We start from the raw sequence: 24,535 nt of genomic DNA on the forward strand, positions 1-24,535 counted from the left end.
GGCGCCTGAATCGCGCATAAACCGGAGTACCCCAGCCATGTCCGAATGGGTCCTTTTCGAAGTCTTCGTCCGCTCCAAGCACGGCCTCAACCACAAGCACGTCGGCAGCGTGCACGCCGCCGATGCGCAGATGGCCCTGGAAAATGCCCGCGACCTGTACACCCGCCGCAACGAAGGAGTGAGCATCTGGGTGGTGCCGTCGGCACAGATCACCGCCACCGCCGGCGACGAGCAAGAGCCGTTCTTCGACCCGTCGCAGGACAAGGTCTACCGGCACGCCAGCTTCTACGAGTTGCCCGACGAAGTCGGTCACATGTGAGGACGCCGGTCATGACGGACCACCACCAGGACCTGAGCGAATACCTGCTGCGCCTGGCCGACAACGCCATGATCAGCGGCCAGCGCCTGTGCCAATGGTGCGGCCATGCCCCGGCGCTGGAAGAGGAAATGGCGCTGCTCAACGTCGGCCTCGACCTTTTCGGCCAGGCGCGCAACTGGTACGAGTACGCGGCCGAGCTGCTGGCCGACGGCCGCGACGCCGACCAGCTGGCCTTCCGCCGCGACGAGCGCGCCTTTCGCAACACCCTGCTGGTCGAGCAGCCCAACGGCGACTACGCGGTGACCACCGCCAAGCTGTTCCTGTTCGATGCCTGGCACTTCCACACCCTGAGCGCGCTGAGCGCCTCCAGCGACGCACGCATCGCCGCCATCGCCGCCAAGGGCCTCAAGGAAGTCACCTACCACCTGCGCCGATCCGGTGAATGGATCGAGCGTCTGGGTGACGGCACCGAGGAAAGCCACCGGCGCATGCTCGCCGCCAACGACGAATTGTGGCGCTTCACCGGCGACCTGCTGGCCGGCGACGAGATCCAGCAGCGCCTGGCCAGAACTGGCATCGCCGCCGACAGCGCGGTCGTGGCCGCCGCCTGGCAGGCGACCGTCGAGCAGCTGTTCGAGCGCGCCAGCCTGCCGGTACCGCCGCCAGCCAACTACCTCTACCTGGACGGCAAACAGGGCCTGCACACCGAGCACCTGGGCATCCTGCTGGCGGAGATGCAGTTCCTGCAGCGCGCCTACCCGGACGCGACCTGGTAAGCCCGGCCGTTAACCGACAGCAACCGGAGGAGCCATGAGCAAAGCATCCGAGCTCGACGCCCTGTTCGGCGGCAGTCCGGTCGCCGGCATGGTCAGCAGCGAGCAGTCCGCCGGCCTGATCGCCTCCGACGGCGGCGCCCGCGAGGCGGACGAGTCCGACCTGCCGCGCGCCTGGCAGGTGCTGGAACAGGTGATGGACCCGGAGGTACCGGTGGTCAGCGTGGTCGACCTCGGCATCATCCGCGAGATCAGTTGGGTCGATGGCCACCTGCGGGTGGCTATCACCCCGACCTATTCCGGTTGCCCGGCCACCGAATTGATCGAAAGCGAGATCGCCAAGGCGCTGGAACGCGCGGGCTTCCGCGCCCCGCGCCTGGAGCGCCGGCTGGCGCCGGCGTGGACCACCGACTGGATCAGCGCGCAGGGCCGCGAGCGCTTGCGCGCCTTCGGCATCGCCCCGCCGGCCGGCAGCACCAGCAAGCGCAGCCTGCTCGGCGAGAAGGACGCGATCTGCTGCCCGCACTGCGGCAGCCACGACACCGAGGTGGTCAGCCAGTTCGGCTCCACCGCCTGCAAGGCCCTGTACCGTTGCCGCGCCTGCCTAGAGCCCTTCGACTATTTCAAGTGCATCTGACTAGAAGCGGCAACCGGCTTTCTGCATTCAAACCGGCCTCTCAGCTCGCCTTCGGCCAGACTTCCGGGTCTCCCCCGTGGGAGCGGCCAAGCAGCTGCCTCTGCAGTGCGGCGATCAGGTCGGTCTGGCTGACGATACCCACCAACTTGCCACCCTCGAGCACCGGCAGTCCGTGCAACCCCTCGCGGGACAGCAGCGGGATCAGCTCAACCACATGGGTGTCGGCCGCTACGTTGACGGCCGGTTGGGTCATCGCCTTGGACACCCGCACCTCGCGGCGCCCCAGGTAGCCGAGCAGCCCACCCTGGACGCGGCTACGTATCAGCTCAATCAGGTCAGCCAGGGTCACCACGCCGACCAGCACATCCCGTTCCAGCACCGGAAGCACCTTGAGATGGTGGTACTGGAGAATCTCCAGGGCCTGGTCGAGGGTGGTTTCGGGCGTCACCCAGCGCAGGTCCCGCGACATGATCTGCGCCGCCGTCAGCTCGCCCATCTGCCGCCGCAGGGCATGCTGCTCGGTACGTCGGACCAGGGTCGCCAGGTCTTCGCGGGTCAGGTCGATGAAGCCACCGAACTCATCCAGAGCATGGTCGAGATCCTCGTTACCGATACCCATCCGCTGCCCGACCGGCAGATCGGCGGTGTGGTGGGACGGCTCGGCCGGCGGGCTCAATCGGGGATAACGCACGCCGGTCAGGTTGTTGAACAGCACTGCCCAAGCAAACAGGCTGCAGGCAATGAACATTACCGGCAGCACCACGGCAAAGCCCTGTGCGGACAGCCCCGGAACCAGCACCACGCACAGGGTCAGCGCCGCGGCCGGCGGATGCAGACAGCGCAGCAGGAACATCGCCAGCAGGCAGACAGCCATCGCCAGCACTGCACTACCCATGCTCGCGCCAAGCAACTGCACCATCAGTGCCCCACTCAGACCGGCGAGCAGGTAGCTGCCGAGGATCGACCAAGGCTGCGAAAGCGCGCCGGAGGACACCGCGAACAGCAGCACCGCCGAGGCCCCCAATGGACCCAGCAGCATCTGCGCTACCGCCGGATCGAACAGCCAGGTGCACAGCCAGACACTCGCCGCAACGCCCAGCAGCGCTCCCGAAGCCGCCCGAAGCCACTCCAGCGGCCGGGTGTGCGGGGTCGTCGACAGCCAGGCGGGCAGCCGCGAAGACTTTTCTGGTAATCGATTCGTCATTGGCAGTCGGACAGTAACAGGCAGCTCGAGGTACCGGTGGCCTCGGCGTCGGGCAGGTATGTTGTCGTCATGAAAGTTCCAGATGCACGCAGGGATTCGAGCGATCGCCCCACAAGGAGGCACGAGCAAAGTCGTTACAGTCTGCCGTCCGCTGAAACAGTAAACAAACTAATAATATTGAATCTTTGGTGCATAATTATTGATACATAATGGCGGGGCGCGCACCATCATGGATCGCCCGTGCGAGCCATCGCCTGCCCTGGGCAACGCGCCCCCTGTATGACGAGTCACCTTCGCTGGAAACCACCGCATGGATATCGAACTTGCCCGCACCTTCATCGAGATCGTCCGCTGTGGCAGCTTCGTCGCCGCCGCCGAACGCCTGCACGTCACCCAGACGGCGATTACCGCGCGGATACAGAGCCTGGAAGCACAGCTCAACAGCAAGCTGTTCGTACGCAACCGCGCCGGCGCCAAGCTGACTCCCGACGGCACGGCCTTCATCGCCTACGCCAACCAGCTGGTGCAGACCTGGGAGAGCGCCCAGCGCGACCTGCCTCTGCCAGAGGGATACGGCCACCGCCTCCACGTCGGCGGCGAGGTCAGCCTTAGCCATCCGCTGCTGCTGCAATGGGTCGGTCGGTTGCGCGAGCATTTCCCGCAGCATGCCATCAGCGCCGAAATCGGCGCCGCCGCCCAGTTGCTGGAGCAGCTCGAACAGGGCCGCCTGGATGCCGCCCTGGTGCACAGCCCGGCCTACTGGCCCGGCCTGCAGGTCGAGTCGCTGCTGGAGGAGCGGCTGATCCTGGTTCGCGCGGTGGCAACCCCGGAGCCCTACGTGTACATCGACTGGGGCGAGGACTTCCGCCGCCGCCACGACACCGCGCTGCCGGAGCATGCCCGCGCGGCGCTCAGCTTCAATCTCGGCCCACTGGCCCTGCAATACCTGCTGGAAAATGGCGGCTCGGGCTACTTCCGCTCGCGGGTAGTACAGACCTACCTGGAGCGTGGCCTGCTTGAGCGAGTCAGCAAGGCCCCGGAATTCAGCTACCCCATCTATCTGGTCTACAACCGCGAACGCGACTCCCGTGAGTTGCAGCAGGCCTGTGAACTCCTGCGCGAGGTTTCCCACCAGGAAAAAGACTGGTCGCAGCGCTGGGATCCGCTGATCTAGTGATCTGCGCGCTGGGACTGATTGAGCGCTTCCCGGCTTTGCTGTCAGCCCGGCAAGTCACGCCCATGGGGCTGCGCCAGATCCAGGATGGGGACGGTCACCGGACTGCTGCATGACTATTCAGCTGCGCTGCAAAACACGCGAATCGCATGGGAGGTGCCACGACACAGTCGCCTGCCGCATCGTGGCACGGCGCATGTCTACTTGCCGTCCAGCGAGTACTTGCCTGGCCCAGTAATTGCCAACAGCAACAAGCCCCCCACAATGCTCATGTTCTTGAGGAACTGCGTCATGTTGGCGGCCCGCTCGGCATCAACCATGGTCCAGAAGCTGTGCCCGATCACGGCGGTGCCTACGGTGAACAGCGCGAGGAGAAGGGCAAGTGGACGGGTATAGAAGCCCACTACGATCAGGATGGCCACGATGAACTCCATGATCACGGCAATCGCCGCAGCCAACATGGGAGCAGGCGTTCCCAGGGACTCCAGGTAGCCAACGGTTCCCGAAAACCCGGTCAACTTGCCCCATCCCGCCATGATGAACAGGATCATCAGCAGGATACGAGCCAGCAGGATGATTTCGCTTTTCTGGTTCTCGAAAAGGGTATATCTCACGACAATATCCTCTATCTGCTCAACTCCACTTCAGCACAACGACTGCGCTGTGCTGCTGGAGACCTGCAACCAGAATAGTTGCTGAATTCAGACTCGCTCGCGCCTCTTCCAGGAACAGGGCAGGCCAGCGCTGTTCGGGAGGTGCAGAGCTGGGCAGGCGCCCGTCACCGGACGCATCCCGCTGCCTGGCTCGATCAGACGATCAGCGCGCCGATCTGGGCTTCGGCCGTGGCGAAGGCCTTGTCGGCACCTTCGGCGCCCATTGCCAGGCCTTCGGCGTAGACGAACTCGACATCGGTCAGGCCGAGGAAGCCCAGGATGGTCTTCAGGTACGGCACCTGGGAGTCGGCCGGGGTATCGCGGTACATGCCGCCACGGGCCAGGGCCACATAGACCTTCTTGCCCTTGAGCAGGCCTTCCGGTCCGTTCTCGGTGTAGCGGAAGGTCACGCCGGCGCGGGCGATGGCGTCGAGCCAGGTCTTCAGCTGCACCGGCACGCCGAAGTTGTACATCGGCACGCCGAGGACGATGACGTCGACCGACTGCACCTGGGCGATCAGCGCGTCATCGAGGGCCACGCGGGCCGCCTGTTCGGCAGTACGCTGCTCGGCCGGGGTGAACAGGGCACCCAGGGCGGCTTCATCGAGAACCGGATGCGGGTGGCTGGCCAGATCGCGCAGCTCGACCACGGCGGCCGGATTCTGCGCCTGCAGGCGGGCAGTGATGCTGTCGGCCAGGCGGGTGGAATTGGCGCCGGTAGAACGGGCACTGGCGTTGATTTGCAGGATTTTCATGGTCATTCCTCTTGAGTAACTGATAAAGGGCTCAATAGAGCGGCAGTTCGTTGGGACGCAGGTCGAACAGCAGTACTTCGGCATGGTCGCCAGCGCTGAAGTCGATTTCGCGAACGTTGCGCAGACGGGCACCGTCGCCGGCGCTCAGGCGCTGGCCGTTGACGGTCAGCGATCCGCGCGCCACCTGGATGTAGGCGAAGCGGTTCTCCGGCAGCTCGAAGCGCTGCTGCTCGCTGCCATCGAACAGCCCGGCATAGACACGGGCATCCTGGTAGACCGACAGCGAGCCTTCGGCGCCGTCCGGCGAAATGATCAGCCGCAGCCGTCCACGCTTCTCGGCCGCAGTGAAGTGCTGCTGCTGATAGCGCGGCGTGACGCCCTTGCGGTTCGGCACGATCCAGATCTGCAGGAAGTGCACCAGCTCCTCACGCGAGGCGTTGTACTCGCTGTGCCGGATGCCGCTGCCAGCGCTCATCATCTGCACGTCGCCGGGACGGATCACCGAGCCGGTGCCCATCGAGTCCTTGTGTTCCAGCGCGCCTTCGAGCACGTAGGAGAAGATTTCCATGTCGCGGTGCGGGTGGGTGTCGAAGCCGCGGCCCTGCCGGACGCGGTCGTCGTTGATCACCAACAGATCCGAAAACCCCATGTGCTGCGGGTCGTAATAGCTGCCAAAGGAAAAGCTGTGCTGCGAATACAGCCAGCCGAAATTGGCTAGACCGCGCTCTGCGGCAGATCTGATTTCCAACATGTCGTTCTCCTGCGTGCCGGCTGTGGGACGGGGAGCCTCGGATGGCCCCTGCCCCGCAGCTTCAGGGTCTTGGTTCTTGATCGCTTCGAGGGCGCCGCTGATGATTCAGGGCGTGCTTGCCGGCGTTGAACACGCTGCGCTTGATGGCCTGGCGCCGATGGCGTCCTTCTGCAGATAGCGTCAAGCTGCTCGGTCCAGCAACCCAGTTATCACCCAGCAGTTGCGGTGTATTGGCGGTTCACGGTCGTCATCCTCGGTGCAGCGATGCGTTGTAAGCATCGGCGATGGGGAAACTTTACCCATGCGTACTGGTGTCAGATAGAGGACAATCAAGAACACTCTGTTGACTTGAGAATCAACAATGAACCGACTCGATGCGATGAACCTGTTCGTGCGGGTGGCCGAACTGGGCAGCTTCTCGGCCGCCGCCTGCCAGCTCGGCGTGGCACGCTCGGTGGTTACCCGGCAGATCGCGGCATTGGAAGAGCACCTGGGCATCAAGCTCATGGTGCGCAGCACGCGGAGCCTGTCGCTGACCTCGGCAGGCAGCGCCTACCTGGAAAAGTGCCGGGTGATTCTCGAGCTGGTCGAAGAGGCCGAAGCCGGGGTGATGGAGGAGCGGCTGACCCCTAGCGGGCAACTGCGCATCAGCCTGCCGCTCAGCTTCGGCTTGCGCCGGCTGGTGCCGCTGCTTCTGGAGTTCTCGCAGACCTACCCCGAGATCAGCCTGGCGATGGACTTCAGCGACCGGCAACAGAACCTGATCGAGGAAGGCATAGATCTGTCGATTCGTATCACCGGCCAGCTCGATCCGGGCGAGATCGTCCGCAAGCTCGGCAGTGGCCGGCTGCTGATCGTCGCCGCACCGGGCTACTTGGCCCAGCATGGACGCCCCCAGCACCCATCCGAACTCACCGGCCATGCCTGCCTCGGCTACTCGCCACAGGCGAACAACCGGCCCTGGACCTTCCAGGTGGACGGCCACATGGAGTCCTTCTATCTCTCCTTCCGCCTGCAGGCCAACAACGGCGACGCACTGGCCGAAGCCGCCGCACAGGGGTTTGGCATCACCGTGCTACCGGACTTCATCGCCGCCGACTATCTCGCCGCCGGAAAACTGGAGACCGTACTGGAAGACTTCGAGCCGCCGGCACTGGGCATCTACGCCGTGCTGCCCAGCAACCGCTACATGCCACACCGGGTCCGGGTGCTGATCGAGTTCCTCTCGAGCCGGCTGGCCGCCGCGCAATCAGCCCTGCAGTGAGGCGGCTCAGGGACTCGGGGCGATCTGCTCGGCAGTGCCGTCGTCGACGACCTGGGTGGTGGTCTCAGCTTGCGCGGGGTGATGCATGTGGCTGAACTGCGCAGCCATCGCGGTCAGACTGGCCTGTAGCGCTTCTGCCTGTCTCGTCTGCGCAGCTACGGTATCCACCAAGCGCGTCACTTCAGCCTGGAGATCGTTGGCCCGCGCCTGCAATACCGCTTTGCCTGACTCCGACAGGGCAAGTTGCTGCGCGAGGCTGGCGAGCTCATTTGCCTGACGTTCCAGGCCAGTCTGATTGGTGGTCAGATCCTTTCGCATCTGCCTTGCCTCCGTCACGAAGCGCTCGTTGTCACGATTCAGCTGAGTCAATTCGTCCTGTTTGATGACCAGGACTTGCTGCAGCTGACGAGTTTCCACCTGGAGCTGCTGAACCTGCGCCTCGTGACGTCGCTGCTCCTGCTCGCGCTGCTCCTTGCTGGCCAGTCGATAATGTTCCAGGGCATCACGGACATGCTGATGCTTCTCTTCGAGCGACAGGATCTGCGACTCGCGATCCGCCAGGCGTACACCCAAATCCTGATTCGCCTGATGCAGTCGGGCGCACTCAATCAGGGCTTGCTGCAACTGCTGATGGTCTTGCTGGTACGCCAGACGCACCTCCTGCAACTGCGTGGTCAAGCCCTCAGCCTCCCCCTCGAGCTGCTTGATGCGGATCTCGGACTGCTGGAGTTGGAGCAGGTACTCGGTGCGCTCCAGCGCCAACTGCTCCCGTTCCTGGGCCACTGCAGCATGGGCCTCTTCCTGCATCCGCTCCGCCAGCTGGGCAACCTGGATGGTTAACTGCTCACTAAGCGATTTTTCCCGCTCAATCGAACCAACATCGGCCTCTTCCAGCTCCTTCAGATAGCGGTGGATGGTGGTCTTGGAGCCGGTATTGCCCAGCTCGACACGCACCGCATCGATGCTTGGATGCTCGCCACGAGCCAGCAGCGCGCGCCGTGCTTTCTGGACCAAAGCCTTGTTGATGCCACCCCGAGCCATATTGTGCCCCTACGATTTGATACTGTGGTACATAGTACGTAATTACATGGCATGTTTAAATCAATAAAGACCACTTTTCCAATTAATAAATGGATTTGATAATCACGAATTATCAAGTTACAGCCGGCAAATCAGCTTGCGCAGCACCGTTTTCGAGTACGTTTGGGGCCTGCACAGGAGACTAATCACGTGGAGAGCCACAGAAAGGCAGGCACGCGGGAGAACACCGCTGCGGATGTCGGGCTGTCATCAAGCACTTCGAGGTTACGGCGCAGGTTCGGACGGCTGGTACGGCTTCCCGAGTCGAATGGCCGACCACGCGCGATGCCCCTGCCGCGCCCATCGGTCGCGGCAGTCGTTGCACCGGCTGTGTTATGGTCGCGCGCAACGCCCCATGGGCCATCCGCCATCACAAGGAGCACCAACAATGCTGATTCGCACCCTGAGCCTGGCCGCCCTGCTTGCCTGCGCTCTGCCGAGCTTCGCCCAGGACTACAAGGTTGGCGACCTGACAGTCAGCCAACCGTGGTCGCGCGAGCTGCCGCCGAACGCACCGGCCGGCGCCGCCTATTTCACCCTGCACAACCAGGGCGCCCAGGCTGATCGACTGATCGGTGCCAGCACTTCGCGCGCACAGAAGAGCGAGCTGCATACCCATGTGCACCAGAATGGCCTGATGAAGATGCAGCAGATCCCGGCCTTGGACATTCCCGCCAAGGGCGAGGTGGTGTTCCAGCCGGGTGGCAATCACGTGATGCTGTTCGGTTTGGGCAAGCCGCTGACTGCGGGCGAGCAATTCCCGCTGACGCTCGAGTTCGAGAAGGCCGGCAAGGTCGAGGTGCAGGTCGAGGTCAAGACAGCCGATGGCCACGCCGGTCACGGCATGCCGATGCAGCACGGCGAGCACAGCGGCCACTGACCGAGCCGCCGGGCAGCGCCGCCGCTGCCCGGTGCTCTACTGCTCTGCTGCTCAGAGGTAGCGACTGACCTCGATCAGGTTGCCATCTGGATCGCGAAAGTACACCGACTCGATCGGACCCAGCGCGCCGGTACGCCTTACCGGTCCCTCCTCAACAGCCACACCCTGCTCCGCCAGCCGCGCCTGCACCTGCGACAGCGGCCATGCCGTGATCAGGCACAGATCGATGGCGCCCGGCATCGGCTGACGCGCCTTGGGCTCGAACTCGCGGCCCGCCTGGTGCAGGTTGAATTTCTGCCGGCCAAATGCCAGAGCATGCCGCCCCTCGCCGAAGACCTCATGGCGCATGCCCAGCACGCGCCGATAGAAGTCGACCGTGCACTCGATGTCCGTCACGGTAAGGACCAGATGGTCCAGGCGCTCAATCATCGCTACCTCCATGCTCAGCGGCTCGCCGGCGTGCGCATGGTGACGAACTCTTCGGCCGCCGAAGGGTGGATGCCGAGGGTTTCGTCAAACACCTCCTTGGTCGCCCCCGCCTTCAGTGCCACCGCCAGCCCCTGGATGATCTCGCCGGCTTCCGGGCCGACCATGTGGCAACCGAGCACGCGATCCGTGTCGGCATCCACCACCAGTTTCATCAGGGTGCGCTCCTGGCAGTCGGTCAGGGTCAGCTTCATGGCGCGGAAGCGGCTCTCGAACACCTGCACCCGGTAACCCTGCTCGAGCGCCTGCTGCTCGGTCAGGCCGACGGTGGCGATGTTGGGCAGGCTGAATACGGCGGTGGGAATCAGCGCGTAGTCCACGGGACGGTATTCCGCGGGACGGTACAGCCGGCGCGCCACCGCCATGCCCTCGGCCAGCGCCACCGGCGTCAGCTGCACGCGACCGATCACGTCGCCAATGGCGAGGATCGATGGCACGTTGCTACGATATTCGTCATCCACCTGGATGAAGCCGCGCTCATCCAGCGCCACGCCGGCATTCTCCAGCCCCAGGTTATCCAGCATCGGCCGGCGGCCGGTGGCGTAGAACACGCAATCGGCTTCCAGTACCCGGCCGTCGCGCAGGGTCGCCAGCAGACTGCCGTTGGCCTGGCGCTCGATGGCGGCGATGTCGCTGCTGAACTGCAGGTCCAAGCCCTTCTTGCGCAGCTCCTCCTCCAGATGGGTGCGCACCGCCTCGTCGAAGCCGCGCAGGAAACGCTCACCACGGTACAGCAGCGTGGTCTGCGCCCCCAGGCCGTGGAAGATCGAGGCGAACTCGACGGCGATGTAACCGCCGCCGACCACTAGCACGCGCTTGGGCAGCTGCTCGAGATAGAAGGCTTCGTTGGAGGTGATCGCCAGCTCGCGCCCGGGGATCTCCGGCACCTGCGGCCAGCCGCCGACGGCGACCAGGATGTGCTCGGCGCTGTAGCTCTGGCCGTTCACCTCGACCTCATGGGCGCCAAGGATGCGCGCATGACCTTCCAGCAGGGTGACGCCACTGCTGACCAGCAGGTTGCGGTAGATGCCGTTGAGGCGTTGGATCTCGCGGGTCTTGTTGGCGATCAGGGTCGGCCAGTCGAACTGCACACTCTCGACCGACCAGCCAAAGCCGCGCGCCTGCTCCAGCTCGTCGGCGACGTGGGCGCCGTAGACCAGCAGCTTCTTCGGCACACAGCCGACGTTCACGCAGGTGCCGCCCAGATAGCGGCTCTCAGCCACAGCCACTCGCGCCCCGAAGCCGGCGGCAAAGCGCGCCGCACGTACGCCGCCGGAGCCGGCGCCAATCACAAACAGGTCGAAATCGAATGCCATGTCGGTCTCCTTGCCATGTGCGGGCAGCATATCACCCGGCAAAACAAAACCGCCCTGTACCGTGAGGTACAGGGCGGTCGGGCATCAACAAAGGTGCAGCTAAATCAGTAGGCTTTGCCGGCCTTGTAGATATTCTCGAAGCAGAAGTTGGTCGCCTCGACATAGCCCTCGGCGCCACCGCAATCGAAACGCTTGCCCTTGAACTTGTAGGCGATCACGCAGCCTTCCTGGGCCTGCTTCATCAGTGCGTCGGTGATCTGGATCTCACCACCCTTGCCGGGCGGGGTCTGCTCGATCAGGTCGAAGATGTCCGGAGTCAGGATGTAACGGCCGATGATAGCCAGGTTGGACGGTGCGTCTTCCGGCTTGGGCTTCTCGACCATGGCGTTGACCCGGTAGATGTCCTCGCGAATCATCTCGCCGGCGATCACGCCGTACTTGTTGGTCTCTTCGCGCGGCACTTCCTGGATGGCCACGATGGAGCAGCGGAACTGCTTGTACAGCTTGACCATCTGCGCCAGTACACCATCACCTTCCAGGTTCATGCACAGGTCGTCGGCCAGCACCACGGCGAACGGCTCGTCGCCGATCAGCGGGCGGCCAGTAAGGATGGCGTGGCCCAGGCCCTTCATCTCGATCTGACGGGTATAGGAGAAGGTGCACTCATTGAGCAGGCGACGGATGCCGACCAGGTATTTTTCCTTGTCGGTGTCACGGATCTGATGTTCCAGCTCATAGCTGATATCGAAATGGTCTTCAATCGCCCGCTTGCCGCGGCCGGTCACAATGGAGATCTCGTTCAGACCGGCATCCAGCGCTTCCTCGACGGCATACTGGATCAGTGGCTTGTTCACCACCGGCAGCATTTCCTTGGGCATTGCCTTGGTCGCAGGCAGAAAACGAGTGCCGTAACCGGCCGCCGGGAAGAGACACTTCTTGATCATGGGAGAGAAGCCTTGCAGGTGTGGGAGTTCTGAACACGCAGTCTAATCAGGGCGCTCGCGGCTTACAATCACAGCCCGTGAGACATATCGCCTCCGTGCGCGGTTTATTTTCAACAGCCGGGCCCACGCGCACGGGGCGGCGATTTCTGTCGACTATCCGATAGAGCACAAGAGTTGGTGTATCCATTCAAGGACATCAATTTCATTATGTTAAACAACGCATCATGAAACATATGGCACGATCTGGTCATGGTCAGAAATGCTGAGCACGCTTTCACTGGATCTGCCATGGATCCGTTCGCAGGTGCTGCGCCAGCAGGCTCCGCCAAGCGTTGTTGGCCCGGCCCAGGCCTGCCGAAAAGCCGCAGATCGCGCGTATAATCAACGCCTTTCAAAAGCTGCCGGGTTGCCTCCGGCCCTGACGTGGACTGCTCCCATGCTGCGTATCACCGAACTCAAACTGCCCCTCGACCACACCGATGACGAGCTGCGCGCCGCCGTGCTGCAGCGCCTGGGCATCACCGATGCCGAGCTGCTCGACATCCAGTTGTTCAAGCGCAGCTACGACGCCCGCAAGAAGTCCAGCGAGCTGCTGTTCATCTACGCCCTGGACGTCAGCGTGCGTGACGAAGCCGCCCTGCTCGCCAAGTTCGCCAGTGACCGGCAGATCGCCCCCACCCCGGACATGAGCTACAAGTTCGTCGGCCATGCCCCCGAACAGCTGGAGGAGCGTCCGCTGGTGGTGGGTTTCGGCCCGTGCGGCATCTTCGCCGGCCTGGTGCTGGCGCAGATGGGCTTTCGCCCGATCATCCTCGAGCGCGGCAAGGAAGTGCGCCAGCGCACCAAGGACACCTGGGGCCTGTGGCGCAAGGGCGTACTCAACCCCGAGTCCAACGTGCAGTTTGGTGAAGGCGGTGCGGGAACCTTCTCCGACGGCAAGCTGTACAGCCAGATCAAGGACCCCCACTTCTTCGGTCGCAAGGTGCTGGAGGAGTTCGTCAAGGCCGGTGCGCCGGAAGAGATCCTCTACGTCAGCAAGCCGCACATCGGCACCTTCCGCCTCACTGGCATGGTCGAGAACATGCGCGCCGAGATCATCGCCCTCGGTGGCGAAGTGCGCTTCGAGCAGAAGGTCAGCGACCTGCTGATCGAGGATGGCCAGCTGCGCGGCGTGCAGCTGGAAAGCGGCGAGCAGATCGCCAGCCGCCATGTGGTGCTGGCTCTTGGTCACAGCGCCCGTGACACCATGCGCATGCTCCATGGCCACGGCGTATTCATGGAGGCCAAGCCGTTCTCGGTGGGTTTCCGCATCGAGCACCCGCAGTCGGTGATCGACAAGGCGCGCCTGGGCAAGTACGCCGGCCACCCGAAGCTGGGCGCCGCCGATTACAAGCTGGTCCACCACGCCAAGAACGGTCGCACGGTGTACAGCTTCTGCATGTGCCCCGGCGGCACCGTGGTAGCCGCCACCTCGGAACCGAACCGGGTGGTGACCAACGGCATGAGCCAGTACTCGCGCAACGAGCGGAACGCCAACTCCGGCCTGGTGGTGGGCATCACCCCCGAGCAGGACTTCCCGGACGGGCCGCTGGCCGGCATCGAACTGCAGGAGCGCCTGGAGTCGCTGGCCTATGAGCTCGGCGGGCGCAATTACGAGGCCCCTGCGCAGCTGGTCGGCGACTTCATCGCCGGCAAGCCGTCTACTGCCCTGGGCAGCGTCGAGCCATCGTACAAGCCGGGGGTAAAGCTGCAGGACCTGGCGGCGGCCCTGCCGCCGTTCGCCATCGAGGCGATCCGCGAGGCGCTGCCGGCCTTCGACAAGCAGATCCGCGGCTACTCGATGCACGACGCGGTGCTCACCGGCCTGGAGACACGCACCTCCTCGCCGGTACGTATCACCCGCGGCGCCGACCTACAGAGCCTCAACGTCAAGGGCCTGTTCCCGGCCGGCGAAGGCGCCGGCTATGCCGGCGGCATCCTTTCCGCCGGGGTCGATGGCATCCGCATCGCCGAAGCTGTGGCCCGCGACCTGCTAGGGCTGTCACACGACGTCTGAATGGCAGACTAGCGTCGGAAAGCCACCGCCCCCGGCGGTTGAAAACCTCCGGAGGCCCGGGTGCAAATAGCCACGCACGGTGAACTGCGCTCCCTGCTGGCGCAGCCCACCAAGCATGCTTATAGATCACCGCTGCCGAGGGGCCGCCCAGGCCCTCTCAGACCGGTCGATTCAGGATGGGGGATGCGGGAGTGGCCACTTGAGCAGCTGAATTGCCTTGTCTAACTGGCTGCTCGCCTCTACCAGCACGTCATGGCTTTGCGTGTCGCTGATTGCCTCCTGAATCAGATGATGCGCCTGCTCCACCAGCTTGGTAATGGCTATCCGCTCCTGGTCTCGAGCCTCCAGTTCCAATTCAATCGCACGACTAGCATCCCAGCGCTCAGATGGCTCCTGCGGGTTGTCATGGCTTGCACTCATGTGGTCTTCCCTCTGCTGTCATTGTTATGTGTGAGTGTGTTCTGCCGCCGACTGCCAGCACGAAGCTCGTCAGCAGCCCAGCGGTGGTCGGCCTCGACATGATGCATGGCGCCATTAATTGGCTCCAAGAGTGCCGCGCGCCATATATTTTATGCCGACTCCTTGACGATACCTAGAAATCTACTAAGGAGACATGCCATGAGTCAGCGTGTTGACGCTTTACGTGCAGAAGTCTAGTGCATATGAACGCTTTGACTTCGCGGTAGCGAGATAGCGCCAGTCAGCGCCTGCGGAGGGGTTGCGAGCGAACGCTCAAAACCAGCTTGCAGCTCGTCCATTAAGCCTTTCGCGTCCTGATCCCAAAAAATCCAGCGAGTATCCAGAGCAAGGTGAGAGAGCCGAGGCATAAAAAAACCGGCTGCAAGGGCCGGTTTCTCTGTGTTTTTGTCGTATTCGGGTGAAGTCGGGAGCATGCGGGAAACGATATATGGTGCCTGGGACGGGACTCGAACCCGTATGCCGTTTTAGCGGCGGCGGAGTTTAAGTCCGCTGTGTATACCATTTCACCACCCAGGCCCTGCGACTGCGGACCGTTGCAGTCCGCCATACCTTTTTGCCACCCTAGCGGGATGTGCAACCGCCCAGTGCTGGTTACCCTTCGGGCCTCGGCACTGGCAACAGCTGCAGCATTCCTGCGTTTCGCTGCATTGCACTGATCAACAGTACGACGGGGCGGACTATAAACAGTCGACTGCCGCCCCTGCAAGCCGCTAAGGCAAAACGCACTTTTAAAGAAAAACCTTATAGATCATACACCTACAGATCTTTTCTACACTGGAGACCGAAGTCGGAATCGAACCGGCGTACGCGGATTTGCAATCCGACCAAGAAATCCTGTGATTTCAGTAGCTTACACGGAAATCGATTCCAAAACATCCACGAGATCACCCGATTGAGATACGGAACCGATCCACCCCATAGTACCAAGCCCGCCTTTTTCTTCCTCGTCCGTCTTGGGGCGCGCAGCACTCACCCACTGCAACTGGCTCAAACCTGCACCATGTGAGTGTTTTCCTCACTGGAGGCGCACAAGTTGCGTCGGGGTACGGCCCCGGAAGCGCTGGCGGATTAAGCTCTGGAGAGCGCACCAAACTGCAGACGTAGAAAAGCCCCGTACTGCAGCTCGGCTAGCGGCTGCAGCTCAATCGAGCAGGAAGCAATCGCCCACAAATCCTGACGGCTGACACCCAGCAGATAGAGAATCGGCGTGCCCCCCCTCCGGCAGCACTATCTCCGGCAAGGTTCTGGCTATCACGCACTTGAGCCACACCGCCGGCCCTTGGCGTCGCTCAGGGGCGTAGTCGCCCAGGCAGAACAACTCAGGCAACACCGCCTGCAACTGTCCCAATACCGGCAGCCACTCGCGCTCCTTGTCCGGCCACAGAGTCGCCGCAGGGGTGGCCTGTGCGCTTGCGTGGTACTGCGCAGTACCCCGCAAGTTTTTGCTCAAGGCCTCGATCACTTTCATAACACACGCTCATCCATCTGCCGGGCTTGCCGATGACAACCAGAGGCCAAGGTGAAATTTTTTACCTTGGCTCACGAACGGCTACAACCTATTGAAATTAAAAGATTTAATTGAGCAGTCAGGGCTTCCGCTAGTGGCCAAAGCCATAAACCGCTCGCAGCCGCTCGATCAGCACAGGCAGCGTGATCCGGCCCAGATTCAGAGACCTCAAGTCCGGCGCCTGCTCCGGCAGCAGCTCAAGGAAACGCTGGAAGTCCACGGCAACCCGCTCGGGCAATTCAACACGCTCGTCAGGCGACAGCAGCTGACTCAAGCGCAGGACATCGGCGAGATGTTTGCTGACATTGCGGCTATCAATTCCCTCGCCTGCCTGTCTGCGAGCGCTCAGATCGAGCCAGGCATGCGCCTTCAGAGGAATCAGCCGGTCAGCATCGACCCATGTCACATCACCCGACGTCCGCCGCCCCGCCACGATGAATTCGTAGTACTTGTCATCCAGCAGAATGGCCGAAAGGCTGGAAACCACCTCATCCAGTGGGATCGGTGTCAGATGGGCCTGATCATGCAACTGCAGACCATCCGGGACACGGGAGAACAGCTCCAGCATGACGGGATAACTGAAGTTAGCCGGTTTCTGGAAACGATAGAACTGCGGCTGCCCATCGCTTTTTTGGCGGATCTCATAACCACCGGCCTCGATGAAGCACCAGAAATGCTCGCCGAAGCTGGCGTCCAACGCCTCAACGACCAGCACCAGGTCCAGATCCTTGGTGGCCCGGAAAGGCAGGTCAGCCTCACTCATGGCCAGGGCCGCCGCCACACCGCCGATCAGCACATAGCGATCAGTGAATTCAGCGAAATGCTGGCGAAAAATATCCAGTCCCCTTACCACGGCAATTGCTCCTCAAGCTCTTCCACCGCCTGCCGGACACGGTCGTCGTGCTCTCCCTGCAAGCTCAGAATCAACGACAAGGGGTCAACCGCATCTCCTGCTTCGTAAATCTCAGGGCTATAGCGCCATATCTGCAGCTGTAGCGCACCCGGCTCCCTTCCCGGCAGCTCCTGAATGCCTTCCTGCTGCATCAGCTTCCACTGCTCGGCGCTGATGGCATACACGGGGTTCAGCGGGTCAGCCAGTAACGTCATAAGTGCCAGTGCACTCTCCCCTGCCAGCAGGAACGGCCCCTGGGCCAGACACTCCGGCGATACCCAAAAACGCTTCTTCACCGGGTCGCGCAAAAGAGGCAGTGCCGCTTGCCAGACCTCTCTCGGATTGTCGACATGGAAGCGCAGCCAGCGCGAACGCCCTTTACCCACGGCCTGCACCAACCCAGCAGCCTCAAGTTCCTTCCCGGCTCGTGAGAGCGTCATGGCCGTATAACTCAGACGCTCCCCCAGCTCGGCCGGATGAATCTCTCCCTGCCAAGGCTGCAGCAAGGCGCGAATCAACAAGGCTTGTGTCGCCGGACTCAGCGTCTTATCAGGCGATTGGCGACGCCGGCGAAAATACTCCCGCAGATCGACCCCTAGATCAGGCAAATACAGCTGATTACCCGGTACGATGAATGGCACATGCTGCTCGATCAAACGCTTTCGTTCATGGGAGTTCAGCGCAGAAATCACATAAACCCCCACAGCCCCGGTCAAGCGGTCAAGTGTCTCCATTCGCTTGCGCAGCTCGCTTGCAGTGCTTCCTCCATCTCGTGCCAGCAACAGCACATAGCTGGCCCCCAGCAGCTCGACAGCGGCGAACTCGTAAGCATCCTGAAGGTAGAACGGCAGCTTTGCCCCCTCTTTCCAAGGGCTGATGAGCACCTGGAGTCCGAGAACCTCGTAGAGATAGCGTTCAATTTCTGCGTACAGCATGGCGCACCGTTTTCAACATTATTTTCGCACGCTAACACTCGCTACGTTAGCGTGCAATTTTTACGTTATCCATGCGTGCTTCTGACAGGCCCCCTTGCCGCATGCGCCATGCTGTCCTTCCATACCCAACCAGATCAGAAGCGCCTTACACCAGCCTCCAGCTCCGCCGCAGCACCTCCAGCAACTCCTCCTGTCGCCTCGCCACCACCTCCGGCGTCCAACTACTGGCATGCAGCACCTGGCTGGTCAGCGCCCGCCGGCATCAGCATCAGCATCAGCATCAGCAGCATGGGAATGAATTGCGCGAGGCCGACATAAACCAGCGACAGCGGGTCGCGGGTCATGTCATAGATTTGCCAGGCGACCACCACCGCCTGGATATGAATCGCCCCCACCGCGGCCAGGCGGCCGAGCAGAAAAGGCATGAACCCGGGATGACGGTAAATGCTGCGCGTGGGCGCAGCGGCTATCGAGTCGGACAATGTAGAACTCACAGATATCGGCGGGCGTGAATGGCCCCAGGTGGCGCAGTACTTGGTCCAGTCTATCGCGTTAACGCCCGGGCCTTCGCGGCATCAGGCCTCCCCGCCGCTGCCGACGCTGATCGGGTTGACCCCGCGAACACAGCAGAGAGGATTACATTCGCGTCCAGCGAACCTAATGCTGTCAGCGCAAGTTGAAGCCTTGGTCCTTGAGTACCTGGGCAACCCGTTCGCGACCATGCAGGGCGTCGATGCTTTTCAGCCGTTCGAGCATCTGGCGGCTCCACTTGGGGGTGTTCAGCCCCAGCTCCTGGTAGAAGGCAGCCACGGCACGGTCGTAGTTCTCGATCGATTGCGCTTCCTGCTCCGGCACAGCGTAGGTCTCGCGGTACAGGACCACGTCCTGTGGCAGGCGTGGCTTGATTGCGGCAGGCTTGTCCGGATCGGGATAGCCGACGCACAGACCGAACACCGGGTAGACCAGCGGCGGCAGGTGCAACTCCTCGATCACCGCCTGCAGGTCGTTGCGCAGGGCGCCCCGAAAATAGGAGTTTCACTGATTAGCAGCATGCATGCCAGTCATCGGTAGAGCATGCAGCCCGGGCTATTGCCTGCCATTTCTCGATGCCTGGGCATGCCTGCGATGCGGCACTTGCAGCAAAGTGCGCAGTTTGTCTGGGGTATTTCCAACAGTCGCTGCTGGTCTGGCTCAGCTATCGAGTTAGCTCGCGTGAAGTGGAGGCATCCACCTGAGGCGCAAGAGCTCAGGTGGATGCCTATCGCCCTGGATCGCCTCAGGAACTCACATCCGGCCAGCCAGCGCATCCAGTCGGCTGATGTTTTTCCCCAGATAATAGTTAACCCCGTCAGCCACGAACTTCTTCTGCGCATCAAAGATCATTGGCCTGACATACGCGTAGTTCCGCTGTATGGCATCCACATCCAGCGCAGATTCCGGACTGGATTTACGCAGTGCGTCAAGACCTGTAGATATTTCCGCATCGATCGACGACATGACATCCCCATCCAGCAGTATGCCCGGATAGCTCACCAAACCGCCATAGGGCCGAATTTGATAGAGGAGCAGCATCTTGCCACTCACGACGCTCAAATCATGCAGCTTCTTCTTGGCCGAACTCTTATCCGCAACCTGTCTCGAATAAATGCCATTGGCAACGGCAACCAGCTTTTCCTGAGCCGCCAGGATATTGTTTACGGTGTTGACCGGGACATCGCGGGGCCTTGACTCCAGATCCTTGATGGCGCTGGAAAAGACCGTGTATTCATCCTTGATTCCAGACAACCCTGGATCGCCAATGACTTCGGCGATTTTATCCAGACTGGTCAGATGTTCGCTGCTCTTGCCCCGGTCAAATGACCTCGAATAGGGGTCATAACTCAGCAGAATGCTCGCACAGGCGCGGAAGCTCTCGCTTCGCAGTATCTGTATCTTGTCCAAGACCCGGTCCCCGGCATGAGCACCAAGGGCCACCAGCAGAACCAACGATCCAACCAGCTTGCCAATGCAGCTCGCTCTCATTTTCACGACTCCCTCTCTGGACTCCAGACCGCACAGCGACCACCACCCGCTCCACAAGACTCCTGTCAGAATTATTGTTTTCAAGGTGCGCCGATTGATCCAGCACACCTGTTCTCGGTATTCGCTCGACGAACCGACTCAGGCCTTTCGGGCCGCCAGCAGATCCAGCGCCACGTCGACGATCATGTCTTCCTGGCCGCCGACCATGCGCCGGCGACCCAGTTCGACGAGGATGTCGAGGGTCTTCAGGCCGTACTTGGCCGCGGCCACTTCGGCGTGGCGCAGGAAGCTCGAATACACGCCGGCGTAGCCGAGGCCGAGGGTCTCGCGGTCGACGCGCACCGGACGGTCCTGCAGCGGGCGCACCAGGTCGTCGGCAGCGTCCATCAGCCGGTAGAGGTCGGTGCCGTGGTTCCAGCCCATGCGCTCGGCGGCGGCGATGAATACTTCCAGCGGTGCGTTGCCGGCACCGGCGCCCATGCCGGCCAGGCTGGCGTCGATGCGATCGCAACCCTCCTCCACCGCGGCGATGGAGTTGGCCACACCGAGCGACAGGTTGTGGTGGGCGTGCATGCCGGTCTGGGTTTCGGCATTCAGCACGGACTTGAAGGCGCGCATGCGGTCGCGGATGTCCTGCATGTTCATCGCGCCGCCGGAGTCGGCCATGTAGATGCACTGCGCGCCGTAGCTTTCCATCAGCTTGCCCTGCGCGGCGAGCTGCTCGACCGGGATCATGTGGCTCATCATCAGGAAGCCGACGGTGTCCATGCCGAGGCTGCGCGCGTATTCGATGTGCTGCTTGGAGACGTCCGCCTCGGTGCAGTGGGTGGCGATGCGCACCGAGCGGGCACCGGCGTCGTAGGCGGCCTTCAGATCGTGGACCGTGCCGATGCCGGGCAGCAGCAGCACGGTGATCCGCGCGTGCTGGATGACATCGGCGGCAGCCTCGATCCACTCCAGGTCGGTGTGGGCACCGAAACCGTAGTTGAACGAGGAACCCTGCAGGCCGTCGCCGTGGGTCACCTCGATGGAATCGACGCGGGCCTCGTCCAGCGCGCGGGCGATGTCCTGCACGTTCTGGATCGAGTACTGGTGGCGCACGGCATGGCTGCCGTCGCGCAGGGTCACGTCGGAGATGTACAGCTTCTTGCTCGGGTCGAAGGTCATGGCAGTGCTCCTCAGCCGTTGATCATGGAAAGAGCCATGCGCTCGGCGGTAGCCAGCGCGGCGGAGGTCATGATGTCGAGGTTGCCGGCGTAGGCCGGCAGGTAGTGGGCGGCGCCTTCGACTTCGAGGAACACCGAGGTCTTCAGCCCGGAGAACTGGCCGTGGCCGGGAATGGTCAGCGGCTTGTCTGCCGGGATCACGTCGAACTGCACCTTCTGCTTCAGGCGGTAGCCCGGCACGTAGGCCTGCACGGCCTGGGCCATTTCCTCGACCGAGGCCTCGACCTTGGCCTGGTCGACGGCCTCGGACAGCACAAACACGGTGTCGCGCATGATCAGCGGCGGCTCGGCCGGGTTCATGACGATGATCGCCTTGCCCTTGGCCGCGCCACCGATCACTTCGATGGCCTTGGAGGTGGTCTCGGTGAACTCGTCGATGTTGGCGCGGGTGCCCGGGCCAGCCGACTTGGAAGCGATGGAGGCGACGATCTCGGCGTAGTGCACCTTGGCCACGCGCGATACCGCGGCGACCATCGGGATGGTGGCCTGGCCGCCGCAGGTGACCATGTTGACGTTGGTCGCGGCGAGGTTGTCTTCCAGGTTGACCACCGGCACGCAGTATGGGCCGATGGCCGCCGGGGTCAGGTCGATCAGGCGGATGCCGGGCTTGAGCGAGCGCAGGAAGGCGTCGTTCTTGACGTGGGCGCCGGCCGAAGTGGCGTCGAAGACGAAGTCGATGTCCTTGAACACGTCCATGCGGATCAGGCCTTCGACACCCTCGTGGGTGGTGGCCACGCCCATGCGGGCGGCGCGCGCCAGGCCGTCGGAGGCCGGGTCGATGCCGACCATGGCGCCCATTTCCAGGTTTTTGCCATTGCGCAGGATCTTGATCATCAGATCGGTGCCGATGTTGCCGGAGCCGACGATGGCGACCTTGAGTTTGTTATTCATGCTTAATCCCGGCCCTCGATACTCGTTATCACCAGACAAAATTTCACCCCTCACTCGCGCGGCAGCAGGCCGGCAAGTCAGTCGAATGCAGAAGTAACTATCAGACCGCGGTAGCCCGGCACACTTTCTTCAAGGCCAGGTAAACGCCGATGAAACCGCTCAGGATGCCGCTGATCAGGCCGCTGATGCCGTGGCCCAGCGAGTTGTCGAAGAGGGTTTGCGGAAAAGGAATCACGAAGTGATTGATCAGGAATGCCAGGACGGCGGCGATCACCCCGCCAATCAGTCCGGCCACAATTGCCTCTTTGAGTTCGAAACCCATGCCACACCTCGTTCTTATTATTGAGTGCCTGATTCCAGGCGGGGGGAGCGGTCAGCTGAAGTTCAGCTTACGAAGCGCCTATCGACCGAGCCAGAGGCATCGGGTCAAAGCAGCTATCCCGAAACTAGATAAGGGCAGCGACGGCCCGCGCGGGGGGATGCTGGCGCACCCGGCAATCTCGGATTGGCGGCTGGATGGGGCAATCCCCGAGCGCAAAAATCAGGAATTGCTCTGATTTTCCCGCCGCTGACAAGTCTTTTTCTGACTGCGGATCGGTGCTAACAATGCGGCTTTGACTTGCGAGGTGACCGTTTTGCAATCGATCCTGGATCCGAAATGGCATCTGTTCATCAAGGTCGCCAAGCTGGGCAGCCTGACCCAGGCGGCCGTAGCCCTGGACGTGCCGCAATCGATGATCAGCCGCCACATCTCCCAGCTGGAGATGACCTGCGGAGTGCGCCTGTTCAACCGCACCGGCCGCGGCGTGACCCTCACCGACTTCGGCCGCGAGCTGCTGCCGCGCATAGAAACTCTCGAGGGCGAGGCCGATGAGCTGGCCGACGTCATCCGCACCTCTGGCGGCGTGCCCATCGGCGAGGTGCGCGTCGGCCTGCTGCCATCGGCAGTGTCTCCGCTGGCCGGCAACCTGTTCACCCTGGTGCGGGAGCGCTATCCGCGTATCAAGCTGTATTTCTGCGAGGGCAGCAGCTCGTACCTCGAGGAGCTGATCAACGAAGGGCGCATCGACATGGCGATCCTGTTGCGCGAAGGGGACGTGTCGACCACCGAGGAATCGGTGCTGGCCCAGGTCAAGTTGATGCTGGTCGGACTCAACGGCGATCCGACGCTCGCCCAGCCCACCATCGAGCTGACCGCACTGCATGATCTGCCCCTGGTCCTGCCCCGCCGACCCCACCCGTTGCGCCTGCGCCTGGAGAAGCTGTCCAAGTCCCATGACGTGAGCTTCAATTGCGCCGTCGAGGTCGACTCGATTCGCTTGCAATGGGAGATCGTTGCCGCCGGTGGCGGCTATGCGATCACCTCGGGGTTGTTCGAACACGCCAACGACCCGCGCTTTGCCAGCTCCACCATCGTCAACCCCGAGCTGGTACGCAGCGTGGTCCTCGCCAGCTCCCTGGGGCGCCCGCACACCCTGGCCACCCGGGCGGTGGAGAAGCTCATCGAGCAGGAAGCGCCGCTGCTGTTGAAAGCCCGCGCCTGAACGGCGCCCCCCACGCGCCAGTCTCGCTGGGCGCGTGGGGGTCGGCTGCACCGGGCGCAGCCCGGCGCCCGTTGCCGGCGCGCTACTTCAGTTCGCTGGCGAATTCCGCCATCGGCCGGCGCGACTTGTTGAGTTTCAGCAGCAAGTCGTTTTCTTCATCCCGATAGCCCAGCGGCAGCAGCACCACGCTGCGCAGCCCCCTGGCGCGCAGGCCGAGCAGGTCATCCAGCGCGTCGGCATCGAAGCCCTCCATCGGCGTGCAGTCCACCCCCTCGGCAGCCGCCGCAAGCAGGGCGAAGCCGAGGGCGAGATAGGCCTGGCGGGCGGTATGCTGGAAGTTCACCTCGGCGCCGCGCACCGGATACTGCTCCTCCAGCACCTTGCCGTAGTTCGCCCAGTACTCCGAGAGCTCGCCACGATCGCGGCGGGTCTGCTCGAAGGCCTGGCGGATGCGCTCCGGGGTGTAGGTGTCCCAGGCGGCGAACACCAGCAGGTGCGAGCAGTCGGCGATCTGCGCCTGGTTCTTGGCGACCGCCTGGATCCGCGCGCGCAGCGCGGCATCGCTGATCACCAGCACCTCGTAGGGCTGCAGGCCGCTCGACGACGGCGCCAGGCGGGCCGCCTCGAGGATCCGCTCGACCTGCTCATCGGGAACGACCAGGCCCGGGATCATCTTCTTGGTGGCGTAACGCCAGTTGCACAGCTCAATCACATCCATCGGCTTGTCTCTGGTTGCTAGGGGGTTG

At 62.7% G+C, this 24,535-nt stretch carries 26 protein-coding genes, 1 tRNA gene and 1 pseudogene; 8 read left to right on the top strand and 20 right to left on the bottom strand.

The features are described from left to right. The first annotated feature begins 37 nt into the window (after positions 1-37). The 3 genes from paaB (at position 38) to paaD (ending at position 1,729) form a co-directional block, all read left to right on the top strand. The gene (paaB, locus tag KRX52_RS20105) at positions 38-319 is read left to right on the top strand and encodes a 1,2-phenylacetyl-CoA epoxidase subunit PaaB (protein ID WP_217683509.1); all 282 of its coding nucleotides are present in this window, start codon (positions 38-40) and stop codon (positions 317-319) included. An 11-nt stretch (positions 320-330) separates the two neighbouring features. Beyond that, entirely contained in the window at positions 331-1,095 is a 765-nt protein-coding gene (paaC, locus tag KRX52_RS20110) for a 1,2-phenylacetyl-CoA epoxidase subunit PaaC (protein WP_217683510.1), read from the top strand. A gap of 88 nt (positions 1,096-1,183) precedes the next feature. Further along, a complete protein-coding gene (paaD, locus tag KRX52_RS20115) occupies positions 1,184-1,729 on the top strand; it encodes a 1,2-phenylacetyl-CoA epoxidase subunit PaaD (RefSeq protein ID WP_217683593.1) in 546 nt (181 codons plus the stop codon). Positions 1,730-1,769: 40 nt separating this feature from the next. Here the strand turns inward: paaD and KRX52_RS20120 are convergent, their stop codons facing one another. Beyond that, positions 1,770-2,933, bottom strand: a complete 1,164-nt coding sequence (locus KRX52_RS20120) for an HPP family protein (protein ID WP_217683511.1) — start codon at positions 2,931-2,933, stop codon at positions 1,770-1,772. A 310-nt stretch (positions 2,934-3,243) separates the two neighbouring features. On the opposite strand from KRX52_RS20120, the gene KRX52_RS20125 reads away from it, so the two are divergent. After that, positions 3,244-4,107: a LysR family transcriptional regulator gene (locus KRX52_RS20125; RefSeq protein ID WP_217683512.1), complete on the top strand. Its 864-nt coding sequence runs from the start codon at positions 3,244-3,246 to the stop codon at positions 4,105-4,107. A gap of 200 nt (positions 4,108-4,307) precedes the next feature. Here the strand turns inward: KRX52_RS20125 and KRX52_RS20130 are convergent, their stop codons facing one another. From KRX52_RS20130 to KRX52_RS20140, 3 genes are all read right to left on the bottom strand, one after another. Then, the gene (locus KRX52_RS20130) at positions 4,308-4,721 is read right to left on the bottom strand and encodes a DoxX family protein (protein ID WP_217683513.1); all 414 of its coding nucleotides are present in this window, start codon (positions 4,719-4,721) and stop codon (positions 4,308-4,310) included. A 194-nt stretch (positions 4,722-4,915) separates the two neighbouring features. Further along, a complete protein-coding gene (locus KRX52_RS20135; protein ID WP_217683514.1) occupies positions 4,916-5,515 on the bottom strand; it encodes an FMN-dependent NADH-azoreductase in 600 nt (199 codons plus the stop codon). 31 nt (positions 5,516-5,546) lie between these two features. Continuing rightward, entirely contained in the window at positions 5,547-6,266 is a 720-nt protein-coding gene (locus KRX52_RS20140) for a pirin family protein (RefSeq protein ID WP_217683515.1), read from the bottom strand. 361 nt (positions 6,267-6,627) lie between these two features. Here KRX52_RS20140 and KRX52_RS20145 point away from each other — a divergent pair, with 361 nt between their 5' ends. After that, positions 6,628-7,530, top strand: a complete 903-nt coding sequence (locus KRX52_RS20145; protein ID WP_217683516.1) for a LysR family transcriptional regulator — start codon at positions 6,628-6,630, stop codon at positions 7,528-7,530. A gap of 6 nt (positions 7,531-7,536) precedes the next feature. On the opposite strand, the gene KRX52_RS20150 is transcribed toward KRX52_RS20145, so the two are convergent. Next, positions 7,537-8,571 (bottom strand): DNA-binding protein, encoded by a 1,035-nt coding sequence (locus KRX52_RS20150; protein WP_217683517.1) that lies wholly within the window; start codon positions 8,569-8,571, stop codon positions 7,537-7,539. Positions 8,572-8,998: 427 nt separating this feature from the next. On the opposite strand from KRX52_RS20150, the gene KRX52_RS20155 reads away from it, so the two are divergent. Further along, positions 8,999-9,490, top strand: coding sequence for a copper chaperone PCu(A)C (locus KRX52_RS20155; RefSeq protein WP_217683518.1), 492 nt, complete (start codon positions 8,999-9,001; stop codon positions 9,488-9,490). A gap of 51 nt (positions 9,491-9,541) precedes the next feature. On the opposite strand, the gene KRX52_RS20160 is transcribed toward KRX52_RS20155, so the two are convergent. The 3 genes from KRX52_RS20160 to galU all read right to left on the bottom strand — a co-directional run bounded on the left by KRX52_RS20160 (position 9,542) and on the right by galU (position 12,236). Beyond that, a complete protein-coding gene (locus tag KRX52_RS20160; RefSeq protein ID WP_217683519.1) occupies positions 9,542-9,919 on the bottom strand; it encodes a VOC family protein in 378 nt (125 codons plus the stop codon). 14 nt (positions 9,920-9,933) lie between these two features. Then, positions 9,934-11,292 (bottom strand): glutathione-disulfide reductase, encoded by a 1,359-nt coding sequence (gorA, locus tag KRX52_RS20165; RefSeq protein ID WP_217683520.1) that lies wholly within the window; start codon positions 11,290-11,292, stop codon positions 9,934-9,936. A 104-nt stretch (positions 11,293-11,396) separates the two neighbouring features. Next, positions 11,397-12,236 (bottom strand): UTP--glucose-1-phosphate uridylyltransferase GalU, encoded by an 840-nt coding sequence (gene galU / locus KRX52_RS20170; protein WP_217683521.1) that lies wholly within the window; start codon positions 12,234-12,236, stop codon positions 11,397-11,399. Positions 12,237-12,672: 436 nt separating this feature from the next. Here galU and KRX52_RS20175 point away from each other — a divergent pair, with 436 nt between their 5' ends. Beyond that, positions 12,673-14,292, top strand: coding sequence for an NAD(P)/FAD-dependent oxidoreductase (locus KRX52_RS20175; RefSeq protein ID WP_217683522.1), 1,620 nt, complete (start codon positions 12,673-12,675; stop codon positions 14,290-14,292). A 171-nt stretch (positions 14,293-14,463) separates the two neighbouring features. Here the strand turns inward: KRX52_RS20175 and KRX52_RS20180 are convergent, their stop codons facing one another. The 11 genes and pseudogenes from KRX52_RS20180 to KRX52_RS20230 form a co-directional block, all read right to left on the bottom strand. Next, positions 14,464-14,712 carry a hypothetical protein gene (locus KRX52_RS20180; protein ID WP_217683523.1) on the bottom strand — a complete coding sequence of 83 codons (249 nt, stop codon included), beginning with the start codon at positions 14,710-14,712 and terminating at the stop codon, positions 14,464-14,466. 488 nt (positions 14,713-15,200) lie between these two features. After that, a tRNA-Leu gene (locus KRX52_RS20185) sits at positions 15,201-15,288 on the bottom strand. Positions 15,289-15,913: 625 nt separating this feature from the next. Further along, entirely contained in the window at positions 15,914-16,240 is a 327-nt protein-coding gene (locus tag KRX52_RS20190; protein WP_217683524.1) for a hypothetical protein, read from the bottom strand. A 130-nt stretch (positions 16,241-16,370) separates the two neighbouring features. Beyond that, positions 16,371-17,132, bottom strand: a complete 762-nt coding sequence (locus KRX52_RS20195) for a hypothetical protein (RefSeq protein WP_367890563.1) — start codon at positions 17,130-17,132, stop codon at positions 16,371-16,373. Further along, the gene (locus KRX52_RS20200) at positions 17,126-18,106 is read right to left on the bottom strand and encodes a winged helix DNA-binding protein (protein WP_217683525.1); all 981 of its coding nucleotides are present in this window, start codon (positions 18,104-18,106) and stop codon (positions 17,126-17,128) included. The genes KRX52_RS20195 and KRX52_RS20200 overlap by 7 nt, the downstream gene beginning before the upstream one ends. Positions 18,107-18,357: 251 nt before the next feature. Beyond that, positions 18,358-18,588: pseudogene (locus KRX52_RS20205) on the bottom strand (MFS transporter); the annotation flags it as partial. A 184-nt stretch (positions 18,589-18,772) separates the two neighbouring features. After that, positions 18,773-19,099, bottom strand: a complete 327-nt coding sequence (locus tag KRX52_RS20210; protein WP_217683526.1) for a nitroreductase family protein — start codon at positions 19,097-19,099, stop codon at positions 18,773-18,775. 291 nt (positions 19,100-19,390) lie between these two features. Continuing rightward, the gene (locus tag KRX52_RS20215) at positions 19,391-20,128 is read right to left on the bottom strand and encodes a hypothetical protein (RefSeq protein WP_217683527.1); all 738 of its coding nucleotides are present in this window, start codon (positions 20,126-20,128) and stop codon (positions 19,391-19,393) included. A 138-nt stretch (positions 20,129-20,266) separates the two neighbouring features. Beyond that, entirely contained in the window at positions 20,267-21,295 is a 1,029-nt protein-coding gene (dmpG, locus tag KRX52_RS20220; RefSeq protein WP_217683528.1) for a 4-hydroxy-2-oxovalerate aldolase, read from the bottom strand. Between the two features lie 11 nt (positions 21,296-21,306). Then, positions 21,307-22,245: an acetaldehyde dehydrogenase (acetylating) gene (locus KRX52_RS20225; RefSeq protein ID WP_217683529.1), complete on the bottom strand. Its 939-nt coding sequence runs from the start codon at positions 22,243-22,245 to the stop codon at positions 21,307-21,309. Positions 22,246-22,345: 100 nt separating this feature from the next. After that, positions 22,346-22,567: a hypothetical protein gene (locus tag KRX52_RS20230; protein ID WP_217683530.1), complete on the bottom strand. Its 222-nt coding sequence runs from the start codon at positions 22,565-22,567 to the stop codon at positions 22,346-22,348. Between the two features lie 304 nt (positions 22,568-22,871). Between KRX52_RS20230 and KRX52_RS20235 the strand changes: the two genes are divergently transcribed. Then, positions 22,872-23,789 (top strand): LysR family transcriptional regulator, encoded by a 918-nt coding sequence (locus KRX52_RS20235; protein WP_437439720.1) that lies wholly within the window; start codon positions 22,872-22,874, stop codon positions 23,787-23,789. Positions 23,790-23,871: 82 nt separating this feature from the next. On the opposite strand, the gene KRX52_RS20240 is transcribed toward KRX52_RS20235, so the two are convergent. Next, positions 23,872-24,507: a nitroreductase family protein gene (locus KRX52_RS20240; protein ID WP_217683532.1), complete on the bottom strand. Its 636-nt coding sequence runs from the start codon at positions 24,505-24,507 to the stop codon at positions 23,872-23,874. Between the last annotated feature and the right edge of the window lie 28 nt (positions 24,508-24,535).

The sequence above is a fragment of the Geopseudomonas aromaticivorans genome (assembly GCF_019097855.1).
GTDB lineage: Bacteria > Pseudomonadota > Gammaproteobacteria > Pseudomonadales > Pseudomonadaceae > Geopseudomonas > Geopseudomonas aromaticivorans.